Genomic DNA, 10,549 nt, shown 5'->3' with positions numbered 1-10,549 from the left:
AAAAATAGAGTGTCATATGAAACAAAAAGTCGTTTTAGCAACAGGTAATCAAGGGAAAGTCAAAGAAATGTCGGATGTGCTTGCCGATTTTGGTTTTGAGGTGATTGCCCAAACGGATTTACATATTGAAAGCCCTGAAGAAACAGGCTTAACCTTTGTGGAAAATGCCTTACTCAAAGCCCGTTACGCCAGCAAACTCACGGGGTTACCTGCCATTGCAGATGATTCTGGTTTAGTGGTGGAGGCATTAGGGGGGGCACCAGGTTTATATTCTGCACGTTATGCTGGGGTAGAAGGTGCGGAGGCGGATGCCAAAAATCGTGCCAAGTTACTGGCAGAGTTAGCACATGTGGCACAGCCAAATCGTCGAGCAAAATTTGTCAGTTGCATTGTGATGTTGCAACATGAACAAGATCCTTCCCCTATTATTGCAGAGGGGGAATGTTATGGCGAGATTGCGTTTGTGGAACAAGGCGAAAATGGTTTCGGTTATGATAGCCTATTTTTTAGTCCTGAAGTGGGGTGTACTTTCGCCCAGTTAGCGACCACAGAAAAGAAAAAAATCTCACATAGAGCCAGAGCGTTATCGGTTTTAAAAAACAAGTTAGCAACAAGAGGAACCTAATGATGTGGAAAAAGTGCGGTCTATTTTTGATCAGTTTTGTGTTATCACATACTGCCCAAGGGTTGGATTATCTGCCTGAACAACTGCAATTGTTACAAGATGCGAAAAAAGGCAATGCGGAAGCACAATATGATTTAGCCTTGAGTTTACAAACGACCACGGATATGGCGCACTTAAAAGAAAGCGATTTTTACTATTGGCTAGATCAAGCAGCAAAGCGTCACTATGCCCCAGCCCAAACCTTATTGGATAAGCTTGTGGCAAAATCTAATCCAAAATGGCTAGCAAGTTTAGCCCCTAACGGGACACAAAAGATCTTAGATGAAGTCCATCAATTAGATAAACAGCAGCCCAAAAATTACGCCCTGATTGTGAGTAAATTAAAACAAGCGGCAACCTTGGGCAACTATACTGCATTAGCACAGCTAAGCTGGATTTATGGCGATAGCCGATTGGCGACCAATTATAATGTGGCATTTTCTACCATCAAAGCCTGTACCCTTGCCACTTATAACAATCTGCTTCATGGTGAAATGAATGAAGAGGATAAAGATTACCTTTGCAGTGGCGATATTCTTAACCGTGCGGATTGGTCAGACGTGCAAAAAGTGGCAGAGAAAACGGCGGCAGAAATTCAGCAAAAACCGACCGCACTTTTTGATTTTTTAGATAAGCTTAAATAAGGAAAAGCGATGATTATTACAACAACCCCTAACATAGAAGGCAAGCAAATCATTGAATATAAACAAGTGGTATTTGGTGAAGTGGTTGCGGGATCAAATTTTATTCGTGATTTTTTTGCTGGCATTACCGATATTCTGGGTGGACGTTCAGGTGCCTATGAATCCAAAATTGCACGTGCACGTCAAGACGCATTAGAAGAATTACAAGACAATGCGAAACGTGTGGGTGCAAATGCGGTTGTCGGGTTAGAGGTCAACTACACGTCAATTAATGGCGATGGAAAAAGTATGTTCATGATCGTGGCAAGTGGTACCGCCGTGGTGGTGCGTGAGTGAACATCTTAACCCTTCCCCCTCTCAGCCTGTATATTCATATTCCTTGGTGTGTACAAAAATGCCCTTATTGTGATTTCAATTCTCATGCACAAAAAGGGCATATTCCTGAACAAGACTACATTGAACACCTATTGCAAGATCTGCAACAAGATTTGCAACGCTTTCAAGACAGCATTCAACAGCGTCCACTTCACTCGATTTTTATTGGTGGGGGCACACCCAGTTTATTTTCCGCAGAAGGGATTCAAACATTATTATCGGGCGTTGAGGCACAGATTCCCTTTAAGCCTGATATTGAAATCACCCTAGAAGCGAACCCCGGAACGGCAGAAGCCGAACGCTTTAAAGGCTATGTGAAGGCTGGTGTTACCCGTATTTCCATGGGGATCCAAAGTTTTAATGATGACAAATTAGCCCGTTTAGGACGGATTCATAATGCCGAAGAAGCCAAAAGTGCGGTCGGTTTTGCAAAAGTTTCAGGGCTAAAGAGTTTTAATTTGGATCTGATGCATGGTTTGCCGAATCAAACCTTACAAGAAGCCCTTTCCGATTTACAGCAGGCGATAGCCCTTGAACCGCCACACCTATCTTGGTATCAGCTGACCATTGAGCCAAACACCCTGTTTGCTTATCGCCCTCCCGTGTTACCCGATGACGATGCACTTTGGGATATTTTCGAACAAGGGCACCAACTGTTAACCGAAGCGGGCTATGTGCAATATGAAACCTCCGCCTATGCCAAGCCAGATTTTCAGTGCCAGCATAATTTAAATTATTGGCGTTTTGGGGATTACTTGGCGATTGGTTGTGGAGCACATGGCAAACTGAGTTTTGAAACGGGTGAGATCGTGCGTTATGCCAAAACCAAACACCCCAAAGGCTATTTGCGTGGGGAATATTTATATGAACAAAAAACGGTACAGGAAGAGGATCGGGCGTTTGAGTTTTTTATGAACCGTTTTCGTTTATTGGAAGCTGTGCCGAAAGTGGAATTTCGACAATTTACAGGCTTAAATGAGCAACATATTGCCGAACAAATCCAATGGGCATTAGCCAAAAAGTATATTGAGGAAACGCCAGAAAGCTGGAAAATTACCGAGCATGGCAAATTATTTTTGAATGAATTGCTAGGAGAATTTTTACCTAAATAGGCTTGTTTATCCTATTGATTAGGATTAAAGTATTCCCTTATTACAAGATACGCAAACGATTACACATAGTTAAGTCTCAATAAAAAGAATAGCATTTTAAGACAAATTAAGACAAATAAAGGAACTAAGATGGATCAATTGGAAATGAAAAAATTGGCGGCGAAAGCAGCATTACGCTATGTCAAACCTGACACCATTGTGGGCGTAGGCAGTGGTTCGACAGTCAATTGTTTTATTGAAGCCTTAGGAACAATGAAAGACGACATTAAAGGGGCGGTTGCGGCTTCCAAAGCATCTGAAGAATTATTACGCAAACAAGGCATTGAAGTGTTCAATGCAAACGATGTCTCAGGGTTAGACATTTATATTGACGGTGCAGATGAAGTGAACCCACAAAAAATGATGATCAAAGGTGGGGGAGCGGCATTAACCCGTGAAAAAATCGTAGCAGCATTAGCGAAAAAATTTATTTGTATTGTGGATAACAGCAAACAAGTGGACATATTGGGTTCGACCTTTGCCTTGCCTGTGGAAGTCATTCCAATGGCTCGCTCACAAGTGGCACGTAAATTAGTGGCATTAGGGGGTTCGCCAGAATACCGTGAAGGTGTGGTGACGGACAATGGCAATGTCATTTTAGATGTCTATCACTTTAACATCATGAACCCTGTGGAAATGGAAAAAGAACTCAATAATGTGGCAGGTGTGGTGACAAATGGTATTTTTGCATTACGCCCTGCGGATATTATTATTGTAGGTACACCAGACGGTGTCAACGTAATTGAATAACAAGAAAAAGGAACGCAAACATGACAACCAAAGTTTCACTGGATAAGTCAAAAATTAAATTTTTACTTTTAGAAGGTGTCCACCAAAGTGCTTTAGATGTATTAAAAGAAGCGGGCTACACCAACATTGAATACCACAAAAAAGCACTCAGTGATGAAGAATTAAAAGTCGCCATCAAAGATGCTCATTTTGTGGGGATTCGCTCACGTAGCTCTTTAACAGAAGATGTGTTAGCTCATGCACAAAAACTGATCGCCATTGGTTGTTTTTGTATTGGGACTAACCAAGTGAATTTAGAGGCCGCCAAATTACGAGGCATTCCTGTATTTAATGCACCTTTTTCTAACACTCGCTCAGTGGCAGAGTTAGTGCTTGGTGAGATCTTACTATTAATGCGTAACGTGCCACAGGCAAATGCGGAAGTACACCGTGGTGTTTGGAATAAATCAGCCACAGGCTCCCATGAAGTGCGGGGTAAAAAGCTCGGTATTATTGGTTATGGGCATATTGGTTCACAATTAAGTATCATTGCTGAGTCGCTAGGTATGAGCGTGTTTTTCTATGATATTGAAAATAAATTACCATTAGGTAATGCCCATCAAGTCCGTAGTTTAGAAGAACTATTGGCAATGAGCGATGTGGTTTCTTTACATGTGCCAGAAAATGCCTCTACCAAAAATTTAATGAACGCCCAACGTATCGCCCAATTGAAAGAAGGTGCCATTTTAATTAATGCGGCACGTGGTACAGTGGTGGATATTGAAGCGTTAGCACAAGCTCTTGAAGCTGGTAAATTGCGTGGTGCGGCATTAGATGTATTCCCACAAGAACCCGCCTCTATCCAAGAAGAATTTGTTTCGCCATTGCGTGTGTTTGATAATGTAATTTTAACCCCACATATTGGTGGTTCTACCTCTGAAGCACAAGAAAATATTGGTGCAGAAGTGGCAGGTAAATTTGTCAAATATTCCGATAATGGTTCAACCCTTTCTGCGGTGAATTTCCCTGAAGTGTCTTTACCAGAACATAGTGGTGCCAAACGTTTATTACACATTCACCATAACAAACCAGGTGTATTAAACAAAATTAACCAAGTGTTTGTGGAAGCCAATGTAAACATTGCGGCACAATATTTGCAAACTGACCCAACCATTGGTTATGTAGTGATTGACGTGGAAGCGGAAGATACCCATGAGTTATTAGCCAAATTAAAACAGATCGATGGCACTATTCGTGCACGTGTCTTGTATTAATCTTGCAGGCTTATCTCGATAAAGTGCGGTCTATTTAGATCGCATTTTGTTTTTTCGAACTACGCAAATTTGCCCGTTCTTTGTTATAATCTCGCCAATTTTAACCTGACCTTGCCTTCACACGGTTTATTCATGAAAAAATTACTGACTTTTTTTATCTTCCTTCTTGTACTCGGCTTAGCGGCTAGTTTTTGGGCTTATCAACAGGTGCAAAAATTTGTACATCAACCTGTACACAGCAAACCTGATCAACTGCTTACCGTGGAACGTGGTACGACAGGTAAAAAACTCGCCAATTTATTGGAAAAAGAACAATTGCTTGATGATGCTTTCCTATTACCTTATGTGCTGAGATTGCAACCAGAACGCAACAAAATCAAAGCGGGGACTTATTCAATGAATGGGGTAAAGACCGTAGCAGAGTTATTGACTGTACTGAACGAGGGCAAAGAGGCACAATTTAGTCTTCAATTTATTGAGGGCGACAATTTCAACGCATGGCGAAAAAATTTGGAAAATGCACCGCACTTAGTGCAAACCTTAAAAGGGAAAAGCGAGGCAGACATTTTTGCACTTTTAGATTTGCCTGATGATGTGAAAGCCATTCACGAGTGGAAAAAAGTGGAAGGCTGGCTTTATCCCGACACTTATCATTACACGCCGAATTCAACGGATTTAGCCTTATTAAAACGGGCGGTGGAACGCATGAAAAAGGTGCTTGCCCAAGCATGGGAAAAACGTGACCCCGATTTGCCCCTCAACAATGCCTATGAAATGCTGATTTTGGCATCTATTGTGGAAAAAGAGACCGCAATTGAAGCGGAACGTGGTAAAGTAGCCTCTGTATTTCTTAATCGCTTAAAACGTAATATGCGTTTACAAACGGATCCCACCGTTATTTATGGCATGGGAGAAAAATATCAGGGCAATATTCGTAAAAAAGATTTAGAAACCCCAACCGCCTACAATACTTACACCATTGATGGCTTACCGCCAACACCGATTGCCATGCCAAGTGAAAGTGCGATTTTAGCTGTCGCTCACCCTGAAAAAACCGCTTATTTATATTTTGTTGCAGATGGCACGGGCGGGCATAAATTTACACAAACTTTAGCAGAACATCAGCGAGCCGTGCAGCAATATTTGCACTGGTATCGTCATCAGAAAAACGGAAAATAACATGACAACAGGCAAATTTATTGTTCTTGAAGGTCTTGAAGGGGCAGGAAAAACGACCGCACGAGAAAGTATTGTGCGTGCATTGCAAGCACATGGCATTCATGAAATCGTTTTTACCCGTGAACCGGGTGGCACCCCTTTGGCAGAAAAGTTACGCCATTTGATCAAACACGAAACAGAAGAACCTGTGACCGACAAAGCCGAACTCTTAATGTTGTATGCCGCACGCATTCAATTGGTGGAAAATGTGATTAAACCCGCCCTGGCTCAAGGGAAATGGGTGATTGGTGATCGCCATGATATGTCATCACAAGCGTATCAAGGGGGGGGACGCCAACTGGATCAACAATTGCTCGCCACCTTAAAACACACCGTGTTAGGCACCTTTGAACCTGATCTCACCTTGTATTTGGATATCGATCCCTTATTAGGCTTGGGGCGAGCCAAAGGGCGTGGTGAATTGGATCGTATTGAGCAACAAAATCTGGATTTTTTCCACCGCACGCGTCAACGTTATCTTGCGTTGGTGAAAAATAATCCGAAAGCCGTGACGATTGATGCCTCACAGAGTATGGAAAAAGTGGGACATGATGTCGAAAGTGCGGTAGAAAATTGGTTAATTTCAACAAAAGCTTCAGCATGACGTTATACCCTTGGCTACAACCTTACTATCAACAATCTGTTCATGCCTTTCAACAAGGGCATGGTCATCATGCACTTTTATTTAAAGCTGAGCAAGGCTTAGGGGCGGAACAGTTATTACAAGCATTAGGGCATTGGCTTATTTGTCAACAGGTCAAGGGTCTGCAACCTTGCGGACAGTGTCATCATTGCCTTTTAGCAAAAGCACAACATCACCCCGATATTTACACCCTTGCCCCGATTGATAATAAAGATATTGGGGTGGATCAAGTGCGTGAAGTGAATGAAAAAATCAATCAACATGCCCAACAGGGGGGCAATAAACTGATTTATGTGCTTGGAGTGGAACGTCTGACGGAGGCTGCCGCCAATGCCATGTTAAAAACCTTAGAAGAGCCTCGTCCGAATACCTATTTTTTATTGCTCGCCGATGTGGCATCACCCATCATGCCGACCATTTACAGCCGTTGCCAAGCCACCTTGATCAGCATTCCCCATGCCGATCAAGCGATCGCTTGGCTACAAAGCAATGAGATACCGCCTCATGAAATGTCGGATATTCAGACCGCACTTCGGATAAGCTATGGTCGCCCACTTGATGCTTTAACGGTATTAACCGAAGGTTTGTTAGCCAAACGGCGTGAGTTTTTACGTCAATTTTGGTTGTTTTACCGAAAATGCTCCCCTTTAGAGCTGTTACCGTTTTTTGAGAAAACCCTGATTTTTCATCAACTTGATTGGCTTTTGGCGTTTTTAGCGGATGCCTTAAAAGCCAAATTGCAGATTCGAGAAAACTGGATCTGCCAAGATCTCGCTGCGGGGATTGAACAATTTAGTGCCCAACAAAGCACGCAAGGTTTACTTCATGCCTTACAGATTATGCAAAAGGTGCGTGCAGATTTAATCAATATTAATGCAGTCAATCAAGATCTCATCTTGTTAGACGGCTTAACCCAATTAATTACCGACGTCTTTGAAGGATAAAATATGTTTATTGTCGATTCTCACTGTCATCTTGATGCCTTGGATTATGAAAATTTACACAAAAATGTTGAGGATGTGGTGGAAAAAGCCATGGCAAGAGAGGTGAAACATCTGCTTGCGGTGGGCGTGACCTTAACTCGTTTTGAGCAAGCCTATGCCGCCCTTGCCAAATTTAACAATGTCTCATTGGCTTGTGGTGTGCATCCTTTAGATCTTGATGATGAACCCTTTGATGCAGAACGCTTGTTACGGTTGGCTGATGATCCGAAAGTGATTGCCATTGGTGAAACAGGCTTAGATTATTATTACAGTGCGGATAACAAAGCCTTGCAACAAGCAGTTTTTGCAAACCAAATTCAAATTGCAAATCAGCTCAACAAACCAGTGATTGTGCATACCCGCAGTGCCAGAGAAGACACCCTCGCCATTTTGGCAGACAATCAGGCGGAAAAATGCGGTGGTGTACTCCATTGTTTTACGGAAAACTGGGACATGGCAAAACGAGGGTTAGATTTAGGCTTGTATATTTCATTATCAGGCATTATCACATTTAAAAATGCAGAAGAATTGCGAGATGTGGCACGCAAAGTGCCTCTTGATCGCTTGTTAGTCGAAACTGACTCGCCATATCTCGCCCCTGTGCCTTATCGTGGTAAACAAAATCAACCTGCTTATGTGCGTGAAGTTTGTGAATATGTGGCAACCCTCAAAGGCGTTTCCTTTGAAGAGTTTACTCAAATTACCACACAAAACTTTGAGCGTTTATTCAAAATTCATGTACAATAATTAATCTGTTTAGTATCTGGCGACTGTATCAAAGGAAGACCCATGCGAAAATTTTTAAAATACTTTTTTCTTACGGTGATATTCACCTTTCACCTTTTTTTATTTGCCACCGTTAATTTTGTTACGCCGAGTTATGACATCACCAAAGTGACAGGTGTGGAAGTGAAACGTGTGGATAAAGATGGACCTATCACCAAAGCGAATCCTGCCGATGGTCCAACACGTGATGTGTATTTTATTAATACACAAAACACGAAGGGCGAGATCATGGTCTATCGTAATGAAGATACGCGTTGGGGTTTCCCATTTTACTTTAAATTTGGTTCAGCCAATTTACATGCAGAAGCAGAAGCCTTAATTAAAGAAAATCAATATGTTGAGATTAAATATTATGGCTGGCGTTTGGTGATGTTTGATGAGTTTCGTAATGCCGTTAACATTCATGCGGTAGAAGAAAATGCCTCCGCAAGTTTGCCAATACTGGCTTATGTGCTTTATGTTTTCTTACTTCTCACCTTATTCTTTTCTGTTCAATTTGTTCGTGGCTGGTTTGATAGCGAAAATTAACCGCCCTTTTCTATGTGTCTATGCGGTTTAATGACAAGTTAAGCCGCATAACGTCCTCATCACTTTTCGTTACATGATTAAAGCAGAGAGATGTTATGAGTTTATTTGAAGCCATCTTCATTTTAGGAATTTTGATTATTATCAGTGCGGTGATTTCTGCGGCTGAAATGTCTTTGGCGGGTGCACGAAAAATGAAGTTGCAAAGTTTAATCAATGAAGGGGATACACGTGCAGAGCTCGTGTTACGCCTACAAAGCCAGCCAGGGCGTTTTATTACGGTGGTGCAAATTGGTTTAAACATGGTGGCGATTCTGGGTGGGATTATTGGTGAAAGTGCGATTCGCCCTTATTTAGCCACAGTGCTTGCCGACCACATCAGTGCCGCATGGTTAGATAACGTCGCTTCTTGGCTTGCCTTTGCTTTTGTGACCACCGCCTTTATTTTATTGGCAGATTTAGTGCCTAAACGCCTTGCGATGATTAACCCTGAAGGGGTGGCATTGCGTACCGTGCGTATCATGGCGGTGTGTATTTTTTTACTCAAACCCTTGGTGATGATTTTTGATTCTATTGCCAATGGCTTTTTTAAATTGTTCCATATTTCTACGGTGCGTGAAGAAAATATGACACCCGAAGATATTGTTGCCATTGTGGGTGCTGGGGCGGAAGCGGGTGTGGTTAATGCACAAGAGCATTATTTGATTGAAAATATCTTTGATATGCAGGAAAGAACGGTCACCTCCACCATGACCACCCGTGAAAATATCGTGTTTTTAGACCGCTCTTTTGATCGCCAAGCTGTTATGGATACGCTAACGAAAAATTCCCATTCCAAATTATTAATTTGTGATAACGGGTTAGATCGTATTTTAGGTTATGTGGAATCGCACACCTTACTCACCATGTACTTACAAATTGAAAAAGGGGTGTCGCTCACCGACAGTCGCTTATTGCGAAAAACCTTGTTTGTGCCTGATACACTTTCCTTATTCGAGGTGTTGGAGCTGTTTAAATCGACAGGTGAAGATTTTGCGGTAATTGTGAATGAATATGCCCTTGTGGTGGGAATTATCACCTTAAATGATGTGATGAGTATTGTGATGGGCGAGTTGGTGTCGAATGAAGAAGAACAAATCGTACGTCGTGATGAAGATTCTTGGTTAATTGATGGGGCGACCCCGTTGGAAGATGTGATGCGAGCTTTAAATCTCGACAGTTTCCCTGGGGAAGAAAATTATGAAACCATCAGCGGTTTTATGATGTATATGTTGCGTAAAATTCCGAAGAAAACAGATTTTGTGTTGTATGACAAATATAAATTTGAAATCATCGACACAGAAAACGTGAAAATCGACCAACTTTTGGTGTCTTTACGCAAAGATCTTGAGCCACCAACAGCATAGGACTTATCTAAGTGCGGTATGTTTTAAAATGTTTTTAAAATCGACCGCACTTTTTTATGGGATTGTACCAATCAAAGGCGATATCCGCCGTGATTACGCTCAACACTGCGACTTTTGTGGCTAGAGTGCATGGAATGGTTAAAATCACATT

General features: G+C 42.0%; 12 protein-coding genes. All 12 read left to right on the top strand.

The features are described 5' to 3' along the window. The first annotated feature begins 16 nt into the window (after window positions 1-16). The 12 genes from rdgB to ACPEEM_RS08745 all read left to right on the top strand — a co-directional run bounded on the left by rdgB (window position 17) and on the right by ACPEEM_RS08745 (window position 10,398). Complete coding sequence (gene rdgB / locus ACPEEM_RS08800) at window positions 17-625, top strand: RdgB/HAM1 family non-canonical purine NTP pyrophosphatase (protein ID WP_424401778.1); 609 nt, start codon at window positions 17-19, stop codon at window positions 623-625. Beyond that, window positions 625-1,308, top strand: coding sequence for a sel1 repeat family protein (locus tag ACPEEM_RS08795; protein ID WP_424406706.1), 684 nt, complete (start codon window positions 625-627; stop codon window positions 1,306-1,308). The genes rdgB and ACPEEM_RS08795 overlap by 1 nt, the downstream gene beginning before the upstream one ends. A gap of 9 nt (window positions 1,309-1,317) precedes the next feature. Beyond that, window positions 1,318-1,644 (top strand): YbjQ family protein, encoded by a 327-nt coding sequence (locus tag ACPEEM_RS08790; RefSeq protein ID WP_424401776.1) that lies wholly within the window; start codon window positions 1,318-1,320, stop codon window positions 1,642-1,644. Between the two features lie 2 nt (window positions 1,645-1,646). Further along, window positions 1,647-2,795, top strand: a complete 1,149-nt coding sequence (gene hemW, locus ACPEEM_RS08785; RefSeq protein WP_424406150.1) for a radical SAM family heme chaperone HemW — start codon at window positions 1,647-1,649, stop codon at window positions 2,793-2,795. A gap of 129 nt (window positions 2,796-2,924) precedes the next feature. Continuing rightward, on the top strand, window positions 2,925-3,584 hold the full coding sequence (rpiA, locus tag ACPEEM_RS08780; RefSeq protein ID WP_424401775.1) for a ribose-5-phosphate isomerase RpiA: 660 nt from the start codon (window positions 2,925-2,927) through the stop codon (window positions 3,582-3,584). Window positions 3,585-3,604: 20 nt separating this feature from the next. Continuing rightward, window positions 3,605-4,837 (top strand): phosphoglycerate dehydrogenase, encoded by a 1,233-nt coding sequence (gene serA, locus ACPEEM_RS08775; RefSeq protein WP_424401774.1) that lies wholly within the window; start codon window positions 3,605-3,607, stop codon window positions 4,835-4,837. Window positions 4,838-4,969: 132 nt separating this feature from the next. After that, the gene (mltG, locus tag ACPEEM_RS08770; protein WP_424401773.1) at window positions 4,970-6,016 is read left to right on the top strand and encodes an endolytic transglycosylase MltG; all 1,047 of its coding nucleotides are present in this window, start codon (window positions 4,970-4,972) and stop codon (window positions 6,014-6,016) included. A 1-nt stretch (window position 6,017) separates the two neighbouring features. Then, window positions 6,018-6,659, top strand: a complete 642-nt coding sequence (gene tmk, locus ACPEEM_RS08765; protein WP_424401772.1) for a dTMP kinase — start codon at window positions 6,018-6,020, stop codon at window positions 6,657-6,659. Then, window positions 6,656-7,642: a DNA polymerase III subunit delta' gene (locus tag ACPEEM_RS08760; protein WP_424401771.1), complete on the top strand. Its 987-nt coding sequence runs from the start codon at window positions 6,656-6,658 to the stop codon at window positions 7,640-7,642. The genes tmk and ACPEEM_RS08760 overlap by 4 nt, the downstream gene beginning before the upstream one ends. A 3-nt stretch (window positions 7,643-7,645) precedes the next feature. Further along, the gene (locus ACPEEM_RS08755; RefSeq protein ID WP_424406704.1) at window positions 7,646-8,428 is read left to right on the top strand and encodes a YchF/TatD family DNA exonuclease; all 783 of its coding nucleotides are present in this window, start codon (window positions 7,646-7,648) and stop codon (window positions 8,426-8,428) included. A 42-nt stretch (window positions 8,429-8,470) separates the two neighbouring features. Then, window positions 8,471-8,995: a DUF1523 family protein gene (locus tag ACPEEM_RS08750; protein ID WP_424401769.1), complete on the top strand. Its 525-nt coding sequence runs from the start codon at window positions 8,471-8,473 to the stop codon at window positions 8,993-8,995. Between the two features lie 95 nt (window positions 8,996-9,090). Further along, the gene (locus ACPEEM_RS08745) at window positions 9,091-10,398 is read left to right on the top strand and encodes a hemolysin family protein (protein ID WP_424401768.1); all 1,308 of its coding nucleotides are present in this window, start codon (window positions 9,091-9,093) and stop codon (window positions 10,396-10,398) included. Window positions 10,399-10,549 lie beyond the last annotated feature (151 nt).

This window comes from Pasteurella pantherarum, from assembly GCF_049670885.1.
Taxonomy (GTDB): Bacteria; Pseudomonadota; Gammaproteobacteria; order Enterobacterales; family Pasteurellaceae; genus Pasteurella.
The sequence above is the reverse complement of the archived record's forward strand: the minus strand, read 5'-3'. Positions and strand labels throughout refer to the sequence as shown.